Source organism: Ditibartonella choladocola, from assembly GCF_002007565.1.
GTDB classification, from domain to species: Bacteria; Pseudomonadota; Alphaproteobacteria; order Rhizobiales; family Rhizobiaceae; genus Bartonella; species Bartonella choladocola.
On sequence record NZ_CP015625.1, the window covers coordinates 545,345 to 560,963 of the forward strand.

Sequence of the window (15,619 nt, forward strand, 5' to 3'; positions counted from 1 at the left end):
CCGCTTTTCTCGGCTGTTTGGAAACACCAAATTTTCTTGGTAAAGCGGACTTATTTTTTCTCCCCATTTTCCTGTGGTGCTGAAGTCAGACTTTTTTCGGCTTCAAAACGGGTGAATTTTATTTTTTTGGCAAGATCTGCAAAATGGCTATTCAAGTAATCCTGAAAACGGGCAGATGTCAGGCTTCCTTCTGCCGTTCCAGTGTTGGAACCGAACAGAAAACTGTGGCTGGACTGATGTCTTATGTCGAGAATACCGGCATCAACAAGTTCGTTTTTGTCGATATGGATAAAATTTGCACCGGCCACAGGTAACTTCTCACGGGAAAATAAATCGCTGAAAAAATTATCGTGCCCGTTTTCGCCCATCGAGACACGAGCATTTGCGTCAATATTACATTCAAGGCCGGTCAATATATAATCGCCTGGAGCAATTGGAGAAAATGCTGTCGCAATTGTTTTATTGGTGAGCTTTTCCGAAATCGTCTCAAAGGTTACTTTACCGAGGAACCATTTATCCGATTTGCCAAGAATCCATTTGGTTTGCGAAATCGCTTTGTCGGATAAACCGGCAATTGTATAATTATCTCTACCGGAATAAACATTTGTATAATTTTTCTGGTCAAGCCTGTCACCAACGATTTGCCGCAAGCGTATTGTTGTGCTTTGGCAAAACCGGCCTTCATAAACGACTCTGACAGCAATGGCCGCACCTTTTTGGGAAATCGTATTCTGGAAGAAATTAACAGCTTCATCGCTATTAATGTCATTTTTCTTGGAGTTCGTGCAATCGGCACAAAAAATACACAAAAAAACCAATAACAAAGTCCGATAATGCGGCATTTTCTCTACCCGAAGCTTTCCGTTTAACCGGATACACTGGGTAACAGTATATCGTTGGAAATAAAATGGGTTACCGCGATCAAGCCGGATTATAGCTGAAGAAGATGTGGATAAAGCGTGGTCATTAGCCACTCAAACGCGAATGGACATAACAGATGTGGAATGACGGAAGGGCAAAAGCGGATATTCAATTGTGATTTTACCAATAAACTTTAGCGGGCAGGGAATGCATGCCTTGCCGCTTGGTTCACGATGAGTTACAAACCAACACCCTTTCAATTGCAGAACAGTTTTATTGGCAGGAATAAAATGGCAGACAGACAGGTAAAAACGATAGCACGCGTTCCTCGCGGGTTTGTTGATCGCACGAGCGCGGAACTCGACGCAGCAGAAAAGATGATGTCGGTTATTCGTAGCGTCTATGAACTTTACGGGTTTGAAGCGGTTGAAACACCGATTTTTGAATATACTGATGCGCTGGGAAAATTCCTGCCCGATCAGGATCGTCCGAATGCCGGTGTTTTTTCTATTCAGGATGATGACGAACAATGGATGTCATTGCGATATGATCTGACGGCACCACTTGCACGTTATTTTGCCGAAAATTTTGAAAGTCTGCCAAAGCCTTATCGCAGTTATCGTGTTGGCTGGGTCTTCCGTAACGAGAAGCCGGGACCGGGACGTTTCCGCCAATTCATGCAATTTGATGCCGATACTGTAGGAACGCCGACCGTTGCGGCTGATGCCGAAATTTGCATGATGGCAGCCGATACGATGGAACGGCTTGGTATAGAGCGCGGCGATTATGTCGTTCGGGTGAATAACCGCAAAATCCTTGATGGAGTGCTGGAGCTGATCGGCCTTCAAGGCGAAAACAATGCGGAAAAAAGACTGACTGTTCTTCGTGCCATCGACAAGCTGGACAAGTTCGGCTCTGAGGGCGTGAAGCTGCTCCTCGGTAAAGGCCGTCTGGATGAAAGTGGCGATTTCACCAAGGGAGCCGAGCTTTCGGATGAAGCGATTGCCAAAGTTCTTTCTTTTATCAATGCCGGTGCTGACAATGGTGAGGCAACCCTTGCCAATCTTGCAAAGGTGGTTGAAGGAAGCAGCCGCGGCAAAGAAGGCGTTGATGAACTACAGGATATGCTGGCACTTTTTACGGCAGCGGGCTATGAAAAACGGATCAAAATTGACCCGTCTGTTGTTCGCGGGCTTGAATATTATACAGGACCGGTTTTCGAGGTCGAATTGTTATTCGATGTTGTCAATGAAGACGGACAAAAAGTTGTTTTCGGTTCGGTCGGCGGTGGCGGGCGATATGACGGGTTGGTATCGCGTTTTCGCAGCGAACCGGTTCCGGCAACCGGCTTTTCAATCGGTGTTTCGAGATTGATGACGGCCTTGAAAAACCTTGGCAAACTTGATCTTGATGAAAAAACAGGACCGGTTGTTGTTTTGGTGATGGATAAAGACCGGACCTCGCTTGAACGCTATCAGAATATGGTTGCCAGGCTTCGTAATGCCGGTATTCGTTCCGAACTTTATGTTGGTGGTTCGGGCATGAAAGCGCAAATGAAATATGCCGATCGCCGTCATGCCCCTTGTGTTATTATTCAAGGTTCGCAAGAACGGGCTGAAAATCAGGTGCAGATCAAGGATCTTGTTGAAGGTGCAAGATTGTCGGCTGAAATTGAAGATAATAAAACGTGGCGTGAAAGCCGTCCCGCACAAATTACAGTAGACGAAAATAAAATGGTCGACGCGGTTAAAGACATTCTCGCCGCGCAAGATCGGAAATAGATAGTGTCAAGCGGGAAAGATATGACCGAACCCGAAATAAAAACGAAAACAATTGAAGAATTTTTTGCAAATAATAATTTGCAGACGGTATCAATTCCTATTTTACAACCGTCCGAACCTTTTCTGGATATGGCGGGAGAGGATTTACGCCGCCGCATTTTTATGACGGAAAATGAAAATGGCGACAGTTTGTGCTTGCGTCCCGAATTTACGATTCCGGTTTGTATAAAACATATTAAAACAGGTGCGACAACGCCGCGCCGTTATGCCTATATTGGCGAAGTATTCAGACAAAGCCGTTCTGGCGAAAACAGTTTTTATCAGGCAGGTATAGAAGATTTGGGCGATGTTGATGAAGCAACAGCCGATTCACGCTGTCTCTATGATGCCTTGTCTCTATTGAAACATATATCGGGAAATCCCGCATATACAGTCTTGTTGGGCGACCAGAATGTTTTTGCCTCGGTTCTTCAGGAACTCGGTATTGTTCCGACATGGCAAAAAAGGCTGTTGCGCAGTTTCGGAAACGCCAGACAATTGCGTGATCTTTTGCATATTCTGGCTGAGCCGAAAAGCGAACAAAGCTTGCCTGCTGATCTTATGAAGCTTGTCGAGGCTCAGGATGAGGCAGCTTTGACCAATTATATTGAAGGGGAAATGCTTGACGCGGGCATTTCGCCATCTGCCGGACGCAGCCCGACAGAAATTGCCAGACGCCTTTTGGAAAAACAGCTTTTGTCGTCGGTGAGGCTGACCAAACCGGTGTTGGAGGCTTTGGAAGAATTTCTGTCTATCCGCTTGGCTCTTGATGAAGCCGAAGAGGCTCTTTTCGAGTTCGGGAAAAAACACGAACTGGTAAGCGACCATTTTCTGATGCCGTTCAAAGCACGAAATCGCGCTTTTTCAAACAGGGGGATTGCTCTTGAAAGCTTGCAATATGATGCAGCTTTTGGCCGTCCGCTTGACTATTACACCGGATTTGTTTTTGAAATCCGCCGTGACAGTGATGTCATGATCGGTGGCGGTCGCTACAACCGGTTAATGACAATGTTGGGAGCCGACAGACCCATACCGGCGGTCGGTTTTTCGGTCTGGCTCGACAGACTCGCGAATGGCAAAGCCAACGGAATTGGAGTCGAAAGCAGGGAAGGGAAATCATTATGACAGTTACACTCGCGCTTCCCTCCAAAGGCCGTCTTAAAGATAAAACACTGGAAACTTTGAAAGACGCCGGTTATCAGATCGCGCTTGCCGATAACGAACGTAATTATCGGGCAACAGTCGCCAACGATAAAAATATTGATATTCTTTTTTTATCGGCTTCCGAGATTGCTCGTGAACTTGGCTACGGGAATGTTGATCTTGGCGTCACGGGACAGGATTTGATAAACGAAACGCTTGCTCATCCCGAAACAAAAGTCAAAGTTGAGGTTCCGCTCCGTTTCGGTTTTGCCGATGTGGTGGTGGCTGTTCCTGCTGTTTGGCATGATGTTGTAACTATGGCCGATCTTGATGATGTTGCTGCGGAATTTCGTCAACGGCACGGAAGGCGACTTCGTATTGCAACAAAATTCTGGCGTTTGACACAACAATTCTTTTCGCAAAAACATGGAATACAAGTCTATCGCATTGTCGAAAGCTTGGGTGCAACCGAAGGTGCACCGGCGGCCGGTTCAGCCGACATGATTGTTGATATAACATCGACGGGTGAAACGTTAAGAGCAAATAGGCTCAAAATATTGGATGACGGTGTCATTCTCAAATCACAAGCGTCACTTGTTTCGGCATTAAGAAGCCGTGAAAAAAAGGAAGTTCAGGCAATTATTGAAAAATTGCGCCATGTTGTAGATAAAAAAATCTAAAAGCCGAAAAAGAGAATAAAGCCATTTTCAGTTTTTAAAATCAGACAATAACGTTCAATCAGACAATAATATTCAATCAAATAATAACGTTCAATCAGACAATAGCGTTAAGAGCCTCAATTCCGGTGAGGTCAAAAAACGCAAATGTCATAATAATAAGCAGTATCACAAGAATGATTGCTGCAATCAGCAAGATAAAAAAACGCGATCTTATACGGCGTTTTTCAGAACAAGCAGGATCTGACCGATCAGCCATTAATTTTAGTCATCATTGCTGGAATTCAAACGGTCGGGACTTGTGCCTGCACCCGGTTCTCTTCCCAAATATCCCAAGTCTTGAAGCGATTTTTTAAGAAAAAGCTCTACTGCTTCTGCCTCGCTTTTTATTTTATGATTGTCGCGCAGGAAGTTTTGTAGTGCCGACAATGTCTGTGCATCAAGATTGAACGAAATACCCATATAGACCTCTTTAATATATCAAAAATATATAAAAAGCTCCTGCGCAGAAACGCAGGAGCTTTGATTGAAATTATTTCTCGCCTTTGAGAACTTTCAAAATGTTCTGCGGAGAAGATTCACCATAAGGATCGGTTTCGCAGTTATCTGAAAAGCCTTTTTCCTCGAACCATTTTTCGACAACGCCATCATTGACAATAGCCGCATAACGCCAAGAACGCATGCCGAAACCCAAATTGGATTTGTTGACAAGCATACCCATTTTACGGGTGAATTCGCCATTGCCATCAGGAATGAGCTTGATGTGTTGCAATTTATTATGTCTGCCCCAGGCGTTCATGACAAAAGCGTCATTGACGGCAAGGCAATAGACTTCATCAATGCCCAGTTTTTTAAATTCCGGATAGAGTTTTTCAAAATCCGGCAACTGGTAAGTCGAGCATGTAGGGGTGAATGCGCCCGGCAAGGAGAACAATACAACGCGCTTGCCCTTGAAATATTCGTCAGTGTTGACATCCTGCCAACGGAAAGGGTTTGAACCCCCGATCGATTCATCACGAACACGCGTATGAAATGTCACATTTGGAACTTTTTGTCCGATCATTAATTTGCTCCTGTATTTTTATATCCTTCAGTCTGCCCGAAAAGACAGACAGTGTGAGCCGGAATTCACATAAGAAAGGTAAGAGATCAGTCGTTAACTTGCAAGCGCACCTCCGGAAGATTGATAATTTTACACTCGATATTTTCGATTAATCGCTTTAAATTGATCGCATCAAAGAACATATGGTGATGGATATGGCGATTCAGACAATTTCTACGACTGCCTTTGACGATCAAAATCCCGGAACTTCAGGATTGCGGAAGAAGGTAAAAGTTTTCCAAAAGCCGAATTACGTGGAAAACTTCATCCAGTCTATTTTCAATAGCGTTGGTGATGTTTCCGGAAAACTCTTTATTCTCGGAGGCGACGGGCGATTTTTTAATAAAGAAGTCATCCAGAAAATTCTAAAAATGGCTGCGGCCAATAAAGTTGGCCATATCAAAGTCGGATTGAACGGTATTTTGTCGACACCGGCCGCTTCCCATCTTATCCGAAAATATAAGGCATTCGGCGGCATTATTCTGTCGGCAAGCCATAATCCGGGCGGGCCATCCGGTGATTTCGGTATCAAATACAATATTTCCAATGGCGGTCCGGCACCGGAAAAAGTAACAAAAGCCATTTTTGAATCATCGAAAAATATCACCTCGTATAAAATAGAAGATTGTGGTGATATTGACATTGCGAAGTTGGGAAAAACGCAAATCGGCTCGATGGTTGTCGAAGTTATTGATCCGGTTGTCGATTACGCAAATCTGATGGAAGAATTGTTCGATTTCGACCTCATCCGCAAAGCCATTGCCGGTGGTTTGACATTCCGCTTCGATGCATTGAATGCTGTGACCGGTCCATATGCCCATGAAATTTTCGAGAAACGTCTCGGCATGAAAAAGGGAACAGTTGTGAACGGTACACCGCTTCCCGATTTCGGCGGGCGTCACCCTGACCCCAATCTCGTCCATGCCCATGATCTTTATGAATTGATGATGTCGGAAGACGGGCCTGATCTTGGCGCTGCATCCGATGGTGATGGCGACCGCAACATGATTGTGGGGTGGAAACGGTTTGTCACTCCTTCCGATTCTCTTGCCATTCTCGCGGCCAATGCAAAGCTCGTTAAAGGCTATCGCAATGGTATTGCCGGTATTGCACGCTCTATGCCGACAAGTGCCGCAGCCGATTATGTGGCCAAAAAACTTGGTCTCAATATTTACGAAACACCGACAGGCTGGAAATTTTTCGGCAATTTGCTGGATGCCGGAAAAGTAACATTTTGCGGCGAGGAAAGCTTCGGTACCGGTTCTAATCATGTGCGTGAAAAAGACGGTTTGTGGGCAATATTGTTCTGGCTCAATCTGCTTGCGGCAACCGGTAAAAGTGTAAGCGAAATTGTCGAGCAACATTGGCAGCTATTCGGTCGCTCCTATTACACCCGTCATGATTATGAAGAAGTCGACCAGACAGCCGCAAAAGCTCTTATAGAGGATTTGCGCTCACGTCTTGGGAAACTTGCCGGAACCGATGTTGCAGGGTTGACGATTGCCAAGGCTGACGATTTTTCATATCACGATCCGATTGATGGCTCGGTCAGCGAGCATCAGGGCATTCGCATTTTCTTTGAAGGTGGCGGTCGTATTGTCTATCGCTTGTCAGGGACCGGAACAGCGGGTGCGACTGTCCGCATTTATATGGAACATTATGTTGCCGATCCTCTGAAACAGGATGACAACACACAAGAAGCACTTGCGGCATTGATTGTTGCGGCCGACGAGCTTGTTGATTTGAAGAAAAAGCTCGGTCGTGATGCACCGAGTGTTATTACCTGAAAATAAAAGGCAAAGTGCAAAGGAAAAGCCTTTCCTGCTGCTTATTATTTCTGCTGCTTATTGCTTTTTGAGACGTTTTCTGATTGCCATCTGCAATTTTGTTGAACGCATATCAACTCCGAAAAAAAGCCCTGTAGATTCTACAGGGCTTTTTGAATGCTATTCAAGAAAACCGGACGACACTATCAACGTCGTCATGTTTCATGTCATTTCGGATGAATCATGTCTTCCGGCTTGACCAGACGATTATAATCTTCCTCGGACACACCGGCCTTTAAAGCTTCTTCGCGCAGTGTCGTGCCATTCTTATGGGCAGTTTTGGCAATCTTTGCTGCCTTGTCATAACCGATTGCCGGTGCAAGTGCAGTGACCAGCATCAAGGATTTCTCAAGAAGATCATGAATGCGTGCTTCATTTGCTTTGATACCTTTTACACAGTGATCTGCAAAAGAAACCATGCATTCCGACAAAATTTTGATTGATTGCAAAACATTGAATGCGATAACCGGTTTATAGACATTGAGCTCGAAATGTCCCTGACTTGCGGCAACGGTAATCGTTGTTTCATTGCCAAATACCTGACAGGCAACCATTGTCATCGCTTCGCACTGTGTCGGGTTGACTTTGCCCGGCATAATCGAAGAACCGGGTTCATTTTCCGGCAAGCTCAATTCACCAAGGCCGCAGCGCGGGCCGGAGCCCAAAAGGCGAATATCGTTGGCAATCTTGAAAAGATCGGTTGCCAGAGCGTTGAGACTGCCGTGGAAATTGGTTATTGCACCATGGCTTGCCAAAGCTTCAAATTTGTTATCGGCGGTCTCGAATGCAGCACCTGTAATGTCGGTAACAGCTTCGACAAAATTCTTGTCAAAACCGATCGGCGCATTCAAACCTGTACCGACAGCCGTACCACCCTGAGCAAGTTTCAAAACGTCCTGCAAGGAGGCTTCGATACGTTTACGGTTATGTTCGAGTGCTGCACGATAGCCGGAAAATTCCTGCCCCAGCGTAATCGGGGTGGCATCTTGTGTGTGGGTGCGACCGATTTTGATAATTTTGGAAAATTCTTTTTCCTTGTCCTTCAATGCAATCGTTAGATGGTCGATTGCCGGAAACAGCTTATTGATGGTCTCTAAAGCCGCCGAAATATGGATAGCTGTCGGGAACGAGTCGTTTGATGATTGGCTCATATTGACGTGGTCATTGGGGTGAACAGGCTTTTTGGAACCCATTTCCCCTCCGAGCATCTCGATAGCGCGGTTGGCTATGACCTCGTTGACATTCATATTGGTTTGCGTACCCGATCCGGTTTGCCAGACCACAAGTGGAAAATTGTCATCAAGCTTGCCGTCAATGACTTCATCGGCTGCGGCAATAATTGCTTTTCCAAGTTCCGGCGAAAGCTTTTTGGCTTTCATATTGGCCATTGCGGCCGCTTTTTTAATAATTCCCAAGGCGTGAATGAGCGGCAGTGGCTGCTTTTCGCCGCCAATTTTGAAATTATGTAAAGAACGCTCTGTTTGCGCCCCCCAATAATGGTCAGCAGGAACCTCGATCGGACCGAATGTATCCGTTTCTGTACGGGTTTTTACCATGATAAAACTCCTCTTTGGTTGAGGAGACGATAGACCAAGAAAAGCCTTGAGAAAAGCCTTAAACAGTTCAAGATCTATTTGTTGAACGGCTTTTTATACATATTTTGGTGAGGAAAAATCGGCCACAACAATAGCTTGTCAAAGAACAAAGCGGATATATGAAATTCTGTTCGTCGTTTTCATATGAAATGCGCTTTTAAACATGTGAAACGCAAGAAAGAGCAGGCATTCTGATCCTGAAACCGGAGTTTGGCGATAAAAGCCGGTTGCCGTTTTGAAACAAGGAAAAGGGTTCAAATATCGAAGGCCGGTTTCATTTCCGGATAAACAGAAAATGATTTCTAAACCATCTTCGGCTTTTAGCTATTTTCCGTTTTATGAAAGTTAAAAGGGGTGAATGTTTGGCCTCACTTTTAAAAGTTATATTCGCCCGTGAACTGGCAAGACATTTCTCAGCAAAACAACCTGATCGTCACAAAAAAACGGGCCCGAAGGCCCGTTCATGAATGTAGTCGAGGACTTTATCAGAAGTCCATACCACCCATGCCGCCGCCCGGCATTGCAGGCATTGGAGCCTCTTTCTTCGGCAGTTCGGCAATCATAGCTTCGGTTGTAATCAACAATCCGGCAACGGAAGCAGCGTTTTGCAGAGCAGAACGAACAACCTTTACAGGGTCGACAATGCCCAGAGCAATCAAATCGCCATATTGGCCATTGGCTGTGTTGTAGCCGAATGTATCGCTCTTGTTTTCAAGAATTTTACCAACAACGATAGAAGCTTCATCGCCAGCGTTGGTCGCAATTTGACGGGCAGGAGCCTGCAAAGCACGACGAACGATATTGATACCGGCTTCCTGATCGGAATTGGCACCTTTTACCTTGATGTCGGCTGCTGCGCGCAGAAGTGCAGTGCCACCACCGGCAACAATGCCTTCTTCAACAGCGGCGCGTGTTGCATTCAAAGCATCGTCAACGCGGTCTTTTTTCTCTTTAACTTCAACTTCTGTTGCACCGCCAACGCGGATAACAGCAACACCGCCTGCCAATTTTGCAAGACGTTCCTGAAGTTTTTCACGGTCATAATCGGATGTTGTTTCTTCGATCTGGGCCTTGATCTGGTTGACACGTGCGTTGATTTCCGGCTTCTTGCCAGCACCGTCGACGATTGTCGTGTTTTCTTTGGAAACGGTAACTTTCTTGGCGCGCCCGAGCATGTCGAGTGTGACATTTTCAAGCTTGATGCCGAGATCGTCGGAAATAACCTGACCGGATGTCAGAATGGCGATATCTTCCAACATTGCCTTGCGACGGTCACCGAAGCCAGGAGCCTTGACAGCAGCAATCTTCAAGCCGCCACGCAACTTGTTGACAACCAGAGTTGCCAAAGCTTCACCTTCAACATCCTCGGCAATGATAAGCAAAGGCTTGCTTGACTGGACAACAGCTTCAAGAACGGGAAGCAGTGCCTGCAAGTTTGAAAGTTTCTTTTCGTGGATAAGGATGTAAGGATCATCCAGATCGGCAACCATTTTTTCTGTATTGGTTACGAAGTAAGGCGAAAGGTAACCGCGGTCGAACTGCATACCTTCAACAACTTCCAATTCGGTGTCAGCGGTTTTTGCTTCTTCAACGGTGATAACACCTTCATTGCCGACTTTCTGCATGGCTTCGGAAATCATTTTACCGATTTCAGTCTCGCCATTGGCAGAAATAGTGCCAACCTGTGCAACTTCGGCTGAAGTTTTGATCTTCTTTGCTTTTTTCAGAAGATTTTCGACAACTTCATTAACAGCAGCGTCGATACCGCGCTTCAAATCCATCGGGTTCATGCCGGCAGCAACAGCTTTTGCGCCTTCCTGAACGATTGCCTGACCCAGAACAGTTGCTGTTGTGGTACCGTCACCGGCAATATCGTTGGTCTTGGAAGCAACTTCGCGCAACATCTGTGCGCCCATATTTTCAAACTTGTCTTCAAGTTCGATTTCTTTCGCAACCGAAACACCATCCTTGGTAATTCGCGGTGCACCGAAAGATTTGTCGATCACAACATTACGGCCTTTAGGACCAAGTGTTACCTTCACGGCATTGGCGAGAATATCGACGCCACGCAACATACGTTCGCGCGCATCGCGGCCAAATTTGACTTCTTTTGCAGCCATTTCATATCTCCTTGGGAATTATCCCGGAATTGTTTTTTAAAATTTATGGGGAAATGGCTATCAGCCGAGAATACCCATAATGTCGGACTCTTTCATAATCAGAACGTCTTCGCCATCAAGCTTGACTTCGGTTCCTGACCATTTGCCAAAGAGAACGCGGTCGCCTGCTTTAACGTCAAGAGCAACGAGCTTGCCGCTTTCATCACGTGCACCCGGACCAACAGCGAGAACTTCGCCTTCCTGCGGCTTTTCTTTGGCTGTATCAGGGATGATGATCCCACCTGCGGTTTTTTCTTCTGATTCAACCCGACGAACGACTACGCGATCGTGTAATGGGCGGAATTTGGTTTTTGCCATGTCTTGAACCCTTAAATTGTTTAACTTTAATTAAACTCGAATTGTTTGAGGTCTTGCCTCGATTAGCACTCTCGATGTCAGAGTGCTAACTCATGAGAACAGATAAAAATTGCCCTTTATAATGTCAAGAAGGCGGTTTCATTTTTTTAGTGAATTGCTTGAGCCTTCCCGAATTTCGGTGAAGATATGAACTGTTTCCACCGGATAGGGCGGTTAAATCATGGTTGAAACACAACTTTGCTGTTTCCTGTTCGGGCAAAGTGCCGGAACTCCGGCAGGAGGTCATGATCTATGAGAATTTATACATGGTCATCAACAGGTTAGATCGTATTCCGGATAGAAGAACCGAATGTCTTTGAATATCTTTATCCAAAGTCCCGACCGGATGTTTTGCAATTAACATAAAGACCGTTTCAAGAACACGCTTACATAAAGCCTGCCGAAAACAGTCTTGCACATTTTTTTGATAAACTGTGCAAGAGAGAATTTTTTACAAAGAAATTTACTTTATTTTGCGAAAATTTATTTCATTTCGCGAAAGTCAGCTTTGTCAGGAAGGATATTCCTCGACTCCCAGAACTTCGGGAACAAAGTGGCGTAGAAGATTTTCGATACCGTGCTTGAGCGTTGCAGTCGATGCAGGGCAACCGGAGCAGGCTCCACGCATGTTCAGATAAACAACACCGCGTTCAAACCCGCGAAACGTAATATCACCGCCATCATTGGCAACAGCAGGGCGAACCCGCGTTTCAATAAGTTCCTTGATCGTGTCGACAAGGTCTTTGTCTTCGTCGGAGAAAAATTCTTCACCAACCGGCACATCGGGCACATCATTGACATGTGCTGCCATGATCGGGCTATTGGACATGAAATGCTCCATAATAGTCCCTAATATAGCCGGTTTCAGATGTTGCCACTCGCTATTGTCTTTTGTAACAGTAATGAAATCATAGCCGAAGAAAACGCCTGTTACACCGGGAATTGTGAAAAGCTTGGAAGCCAGCGGCGAACGCTCGGCAGCATCTTCCTTGTCACGAAACTCTGCCACGCCTTCTTCCAGCACAACCCGACCGGGCAGGAATTTCAGTGTTGCGGGATTGGGTGTCGTTTCTGTCTGAATGAACATTTAATTTCCTTTTCATGGTCAAGGCATGCAAGGTGCATTATTCGATTACCTTCTATATGCTGCTTTAGGGAACAAAAATTCAAGAGGCAAGTCATTCTCGTAAATGACGTTGCAGTGATTGTTAGCTTTTCAAGCGTTGTTTTTATTCTTGCCGCCCGAACAAAGCCGGTCAGGCGACCGAATCTATATCTTCTGCTGTCAAACCATCTGGAATAATTGTAACAGGAATGGGAAAAGCACTTCCCTTTGCAGCAATTGATTGAACGAGGGGGCCGGGGCCTTCGGCACCGGAGCCGGCCGCAAGCACAAGAACCGCAATATCCTGATCGCTCTCGATAAGCTTGACTATTTCAGCAGCCTTTTGCCCCTCGCAAATTTTTGTTTCCGTCTCTATTCCCAGATTTTCCCTTACCTCTGCAGAAATTGCGGATAAGGTCTGGTGCGCCTGCTCATGGGATTCAGCACGCATAATATCACCAACCCCAAGGAAGTGCTGGAACTCCGAACTGTCGATCACATAAAGCAGGATGAGCGAGCCACCTGTATTTTTAGCGCGCCTTGATGCATAGGCAACGGCGCGTCGACATTCAGGTGTTTCGTCGATAATTGCCAGAAATTTTCGCTTATGACCGTATTGGCGGCTTAGTCGTTTCGATAACATTTGTCATTCACCGGATGATGAGCCATCAGGAGCCAATTCAATGTGGCATATGAGGCCGCTTGCAGCATAATCAATTTTTACATTGTTATGCGGATTGTAGCTTAAACTGCGTTCAATTAATGTTGAACCGAAGCCCTTTTTATGACGGGAGGCCACTTCAGGTCCGTTACTTTCAACCCATTGGAGATGAATAATTCCGTCTTTTGCAAGCGACCAGGTAACCGAAACCTTTCCGGATGAAACAGAAAGAGCACCATATTTGATGGCATTGGTCATGAGTTCGTGGAGCGTTAGTGCAAGTGCCAAAGCCGCTTTTTCGGAAACACTGACTTTCGGCCCCTTCACTTTGATATTGCCGTAGGTTTCCATGGCAACCGACATGGTATTTTCAACAAGTATCTTAAGGTCGCTCTTCTTGCCGCTATCCTCTTTCAAAGTGCTTTGCGCTTCCGCAATTGCCCTTAAGCGTGCACCGACTTTTTCGCGTGCACTCTCTATATCTGTGCTGCTATTCAAAGTTTGAGCCACCACGGCGTTGACCATGGCCAGAATATTTTTCACGCGGTGGGCCGATTCTCCGGCAAGGATATGCAACTGGTTTTCAAAATTGATACGTTCGGTTATATCAATGCCCTGAACATAAATTCCGACAACATCACCCTCGCTATTTTTGATCGGTTGATGGATAAAATCGACATAGTGCAATACCGGTTCTTCGTCACCCGGTCGCTCGATCAGAAGTGGTACGCTCGCCCCGCGAAACGGTTCTTTTGTTTCCCAAACCTGATCGAGAAGAGCAATAAACCCCTGTCTGGGTATTTCGGGCATCGCTTCGGCTACAGTATGGCCGATCAATTCCCGCGTGCCGACGAGCTCCATAAAGGCATTATTGACAAGATAAAAGCGGTGATCGCGATTGAGCAATACAATAACAAAGCCCGGCGCCTGCTGCACAAGGTCACGTAAAAAATCAATCTCGGCAATGAAACGTGAACGCTCGCCGTCATCATTCTTCGTTGATTGTGACTTCGTTCCGTCAGATTTGCCCGCTTTGTCAATTTCCGTCTTTAAAGAAAACGTCACACAATATTCCAATCCAAAATTTGAACCGGTTTTTAAATTAGTGCAATTCAGCTATTGTGCAAATTATTTTTGTTAAACTGATTTTATATACAGGTGCTTTTATTCAAAGCACCTGTATCATTATCTGTTTGAACTTCATCCCTGAAGAAAGCCGACAATATCACGCACATGTTTCATCGTGTCTTCAGCGAGAACGCTTGCGCGTTCGGCACCGTTTCTTAAAACATCATCAATATAGGAAGGTTCATTGTTGAGGCGACGCAATTCTTCTGTGACGGGCGATAATTTGCTGACAGCCAAATCGGCAAGTGCCGGTTTGAATACGGAAAACTGCTTACCCGCAAATTCTTCGATAACAGTTTTTTTATCTGTGCCGGAAAGGGCGGCATAAATTCCTACAAGATTATCGGCTTCCGGACGGCCACTCAGGCCGTCAACGGTGTCAGGCAAGGGTTCTGAATCGGTTTTTGCCTTTTTGATTTTTTTGGAAATGTCATCGGCTGTATCAATGAGATTGATACGCGATAAATCGGAAGGATCGGATTTCGACATTTTTTTTGTTCCGTCACGCAATGACATAACGCGTGTGGCCGTGCCGCCGATCAACCCTTCAGTGAGCGGGAAAAAGCCGTTAACAGTTTCATCGCCAACCTGCATTTCCACGCCGACACCGAGTTCGGCGATGCGGGCCGAATAGTCATTGTTGAATTTCTGCGCAATGTCGCGTGTCAATTCGATGTGCTGTTTCTGGTCTTCGCCGACGGGTACTTTTGTGGCGCGGTAAACCAGAATATCGGCAGCCATCAAACTTGGATAGGCAAAGAGGCCGAGAGACGCATTTTCGCGATCTTTTCCGGCTTTATCTTTGAACTGTGTCATTCTGTTCATCCAGCCGATACGGGCAACACAATTGAAGATCCATGCAAGCTCTGCATGTTGGTGAACGCGGGACTGGTTGAACACAATGTGGCGTTTCGGGTCGATTCCGGCTGCCAGAAATGCCGCGGTTACTTCACGTGTCGACCGCATCAGATCATGCGGATCAGGATTGACAGTGAGCGCATGCATATCAACCACGCAATAGATACACTCATAGTCTTTCTGCAATTCAACCCAACGCTTGATCGCACCGAGATAATTTCCCAGATGAAGATTTCCGGTAGCTTGAACTCCAGAAAAAACACGTTGTTTGAATGTGCTCATAGTAAATAATCCGATCTTTCAAAAATATAATTGTTTGTGTCAAAG

At 45.8% G+C, this 15,619-nt stretch carries 14 protein-coding genes; 4 read left to right on the top strand and 10 right to left on the bottom strand.

Annotated elements, in window-relative coordinates; genetic code table 11:
* Window positions 1–50: 50 nt before the first annotated feature.
* Window positions 51–842: a hypothetical protein gene (locus BBC0122_RS02450; protein ID WP_077990954.1), complete on the bottom strand. Its 792-nt coding sequence runs from the start codon at window positions 840–842 to the stop codon at window positions 51–53.
* Between the two features lie 309 nt (window positions 843–1,151).
* Here BBC0122_RS02450 and hisS point away from each other — a divergent pair, with 309 nt between their 5' ends.
* From hisS to hisG, 3 genes are read left to right on the top strand one after another with little or no spacing between them, the layout of a single operon-like run.
* Window positions 1,152–2,642, top strand: a complete 1,491-nt coding sequence (hisS, locus tag BBC0122_RS02455) for a histidine--tRNA ligase (RefSeq protein ID WP_077990955.1) — start codon at window positions 1,152–1,154, stop codon at window positions 2,640–2,642.
* A gap of 21 nt (window positions 2,643–2,663) precedes the next feature.
* Entirely contained in the window at window positions 2,664–3,806 is a 1,143-nt protein-coding gene (locus BBC0122_RS02460) for an ATP phosphoribosyltransferase regulatory subunit (RefSeq protein WP_077994435.1), read from the top strand.
* On the top strand, window positions 3,803–4,504 hold the full coding sequence (hisG, locus tag BBC0122_RS02465; protein WP_077990956.1) for an ATP phosphoribosyltransferase: 702 nt from the start codon (window positions 3,803–3,805) through the stop codon (window positions 4,502–4,504). The genes BBC0122_RS02460 and hisG overlap by 4 nt, the downstream gene beginning before the upstream one ends.
* Before the next feature lie 261 nt (window positions 4,505–4,765).
* Here hisG and BBC0122_RS02470 read toward each other — a convergent pair whose 3' ends face one another.
* Both BBC0122_RS02470 and BBC0122_RS02475 read right to left on the bottom strand, forming a co-directional pair.
* Entirely contained in the window at window positions 4,766–4,963 is a 198-nt protein-coding gene (locus BBC0122_RS02470) for a hypothetical protein (RefSeq protein WP_077990957.1), read from the bottom strand.
* A gap of 70 nt (window positions 4,964–5,033) precedes the next feature.
* On the bottom strand, window positions 5,034–5,564 hold the full coding sequence (locus BBC0122_RS02475) for a peroxiredoxin (RefSeq protein ID WP_077990959.1): 531 nt from the start codon (window positions 5,562–5,564) through the stop codon (window positions 5,034–5,036).
* A gap of 194 nt (window positions 5,565–5,758) precedes the next feature.
* Here BBC0122_RS02475 and BBC0122_RS02480 point away from each other — a divergent pair, with 194 nt between their 5' ends.
* Complete coding sequence (locus BBC0122_RS02480) at window positions 5,759–7,390, top strand: alpha-D-glucose phosphate-specific phosphoglucomutase (protein WP_077994437.1); 1,632 nt, start codon at window positions 5,759–5,761, stop codon at window positions 7,388–7,390.
* Between the two features lie 206 nt (window positions 7,391–7,596).
* On the opposite strand, the gene fumC is transcribed toward BBC0122_RS02480, so the two are convergent.
* From fumC to trpS, 7 genes are all read right to left on the bottom strand, one after another.
* Window positions 7,597–8,985 (bottom strand): class II fumarate hydratase, encoded by a 1,389-nt coding sequence (gene fumC / locus BBC0122_RS02490; protein WP_077990965.1) that lies wholly within the window; start codon window positions 8,983–8,985, stop codon window positions 7,597–7,599.
* A gap of 524 nt (window positions 8,986–9,509) precedes the next feature.
* Complete coding sequence (gene groL / locus BBC0122_RS02495; RefSeq protein ID WP_077990969.1) at window positions 9,510–11,144, bottom strand: chaperonin GroEL; 1,635 nt, start codon at window positions 11,142–11,144, stop codon at window positions 9,510–9,512.
* A 60-nt stretch (window positions 11,145–11,204) separates the two neighbouring features.
* Window positions 11,205–11,501 carry a co-chaperone GroES gene (gene groES, locus BBC0122_RS02500; protein ID WP_075870318.1) on the bottom strand — a complete coding sequence of 99 codons (297 nt, stop codon included), beginning with the start codon at window positions 11,499–11,501 and terminating at the stop codon, window positions 11,205–11,207.
* A 550-nt stretch (window positions 11,502–12,051) separates the two neighbouring features.
* A complete protein-coding gene (locus BBC0122_RS02505; RefSeq protein ID WP_077990970.1) occupies window positions 12,052–12,627 on the bottom strand; it encodes a NifU family protein in 576 nt (191 codons plus the stop codon).
* 169 nt (window positions 12,628–12,796) lie between these two features.
* A complete protein-coding gene (locus tag BBC0122_RS02510; protein ID WP_077990972.1) occupies window positions 12,797–13,288 on the bottom strand; it encodes a universal stress protein in 492 nt (163 codons plus the stop codon).
* A 3-nt stretch (window positions 13,289–13,291) separates the two neighbouring features.
* Window positions 13,292–14,371, bottom strand: a complete 1,080-nt coding sequence (locus BBC0122_RS02515) for an HWE histidine kinase domain-containing protein (protein WP_225868136.1) — start codon at window positions 14,369–14,371, stop codon at window positions 13,292–13,294.
* Between the two features lie 135 nt (window positions 14,372–14,506).
* The gene (gene trpS / locus BBC0122_RS02520; protein ID WP_077990974.1) at window positions 14,507–15,574 is read right to left on the bottom strand and encodes a tryptophan--tRNA ligase; all 1,068 of its coding nucleotides are present in this window, start codon (window positions 15,572–15,574) and stop codon (window positions 14,507–14,509) included.
* Between the last annotated feature and the right edge of the window lie 45 nt (window positions 15,575–15,619).

Bases quoted from the DNA above. Each gene is read 5' to 3' on its own strand.
- BBC0122_RS02450 (WP_077990954.1), bottom strand. From the start codon at position 842: ATGCCGCATTATCGGACTTTGTTATTGGTTTTTTTGTGTATTTTTTGT.
- hisS (WP_077990955.1), top strand. From the start codon at position 1,152: ATGGCAGACAGACAGGTAAAAACGATAGCACGCGTTCCTCGCGGGTTT.
- BBC0122_RS02460 (WP_077994435.1), top strand. From the start codon at position 2,664: ATGACCGAACCCGAAATAAAAACGAAAACAATTGAAGAATTTTTTGCA.
- hisG (WP_077990956.1), top strand. From the start codon at position 3,803: ATGACAGTTACACTCGCGCTTCCCTCCAAAGGCCGTCTTAAAGATAAA.
- BBC0122_RS02470 (WP_077990957.1), bottom strand. From the start codon at position 4,963: ATGGGTATTTCGTTCAATCTTGATGCACAGACATTGTCGGCACTACAA.
- BBC0122_RS02475 (WP_077990959.1), bottom strand. From the start codon at position 5,564: ATGATCGGACAAAAAGTTCCAAATGTGACATTTCATACGCGTGTTCGT.
- BBC0122_RS02480 (WP_077994437.1), top strand. From the start codon at position 5,759: ATGGCGATTCAGACAATTTCTACGACTGCCTTTGACGATCAAAATCCC.
- fumC (WP_077990965.1), bottom strand. From the start codon at position 8,985: ATGGTAAAAACCCGTACAGAAACGGATACATTCGGTCCGATCGAGGTT.
- groL (WP_077990969.1), bottom strand. From the start codon at position 11,144: ATGGCTGCAAAAGAAGTCAAATTTGGCCGCGATGCGCGCGAACGTATG.
- groES (WP_075870318.1), bottom strand. From the start codon at position 11,501: ATGGCAAAAACCAAATTCCGCCCATTACACGATCGCGTAGTCGTTCGT.
- BBC0122_RS02505 (WP_077990970.1), bottom strand. From the start codon at position 12,627: ATGTTCATTCAGACAGAAACGACACCCAATCCCGCAACACTGAAATTC.
- BBC0122_RS02510 (WP_077990972.1), bottom strand. From the start codon at position 13,288: ATGTTATCGAAACGACTAAGCCGCCAATACGGTCATAAGCGAAAATTT.
- trpS (WP_077990974.1), bottom strand. From the start codon at position 15,574: ATGAGCACATTCAAACAACGTGTTTTTTCTGGAGTTCAAGCTACCGGA.